This window comes from Helicobacter sp. 23-1045, assembly GCF_053654655.1.
On the sequence record NZ_JBSIUR010000033.1, the window covers coordinates 1 to 615 of the forward strand.

Consider the following 615-nt stretch of genomic DNA (forward strand, 5'->3'; position numbering starts at 1 on the left):
AACATCTCTTCCGCAAATACGCGTGGGGTGATGTTTTTGTAATGCCACTCGCGGTAAAGTGTGTAGTAATTTGTCGCAAGGTGCTTTTTTAGTTTTTTCATCGCGGACTTAAATGCGTGCTTGTCGCGCAAAAACGCCGTTTTATCGCTCACAAGCACCACTCCACCGCCATCGTGATTTGTTTTTAGCACGAAAGAATTTGGCAAAATATCAAAATCTATCGCCTCCACGCACTCCCAAATGCCATAAAGTTTTGGCAAAAATTTGCAGGAATTCGTCTCAAAAAGGGCGGATTTTAACTCATCGATTGGTTTTTGAAGTGTTTGAAAAAGCGCAGAATCTGTGGGAGATTCTGTGGAATTTTTCGCAGAATCTAATTTATTTTTATCGCAATTCGCAGAATCTAGCGTAGATTCTGCGTTCTTTACCTCATCTGCCCCCCCCCCTCAAACGCAAAATCTCGCAATTTATAAGCGATATAAATCCTCGCCTTTAATTTATCCGCAAGGTGCGTGTAAAGCGGATTTCTATCAAATAAAATGCGGTGGATGATTTTTTCATTAAATGTCTTTGGATGGGCGAAATTAGGCACATAACCAAAGATTTTTTGATGTC

Annotated in this window: 2 protein-coding genes and 1 pseudogene; 1 reads left to right on the plus strand and 2 read right to left on the minus strand. The window is 40.7% G+C overall.

Going from position 1 to position 615, the window contains the following annotated elements:
• On the minus strand, positions 1–260 hold a 260-nt coding region (locus ACWIUE_RS11915), incomplete at its 3' end, for an ATP-grasp fold amidoligase family protein (protein WP_454137008.1).
• Between ACWIUE_RS11915 and ACWIUE_RS11920 the strand changes: the two genes are divergently transcribed.
• A complete protein-coding gene (locus ACWIUE_RS11920; protein ID WP_454137009.1) occupies positions 254–412 on the plus strand; it encodes a hypothetical protein in 159 nt (52 codons plus the stop codon). The genes ACWIUE_RS11915 and ACWIUE_RS11920 overlap by 7 nt on opposite strands.
• A 12-nt stretch (positions 413–424) precedes the next feature.
• On the opposite strand, the pseudogene ACWIUE_RS11925 reads toward ACWIUE_RS11920, so the two are convergent.
• Positions 425–615, minus strand: a pseudogene (locus ACWIUE_RS11925) (hypothetical protein); the annotation flags it as partial.